The following is a 275-nucleotide window of genomic DNA, read 5'->3' on the forward strand; positions in this document are numbered from 1 at the left end:
CACTTTGCCCGCAATATTCGCCGCCATCAGCGATTCGTTGGGGGGCACGGGATCCCGGCCTAGCAAATCTTCAACGGCGACATCGCGAATTTCGGTCGTTTTCGCACGGCCAGACACCATATCCGCCAAGCCCGGTACCGTTTGCACCGGCACGGGTAGGGACTCTAAAGCTTCCAAAATGTCACGACGCTTAGCGCGGCTGGCACTTGGCATAGCCAACAAGATTTTCTCAACGCCTAGAACATCCACCAGCTCGTCGACCTTGCTGGGATGAT

Annotated in this window: 1 protein-coding gene; it reads right to left on the bottom strand. The window is 56.7% G+C overall.

The features are described from left to right. On the bottom strand, positions 1-275 hold a 275-nt coding region (locus RMT89_RS42840), incomplete at both ends, for a nucleoside-diphosphate sugar epimerase/dehydratase (protein ID WP_399498970.1).

The sequence above is a fragment of the Streptomyces sp. P17 genome (genome assembly GCF_032436805.1).
Classification (GTDB): Bacteria; Actinomycetota; Actinomycetes; order Streptomycetales; family Streptomycetaceae; genus Streptomyces.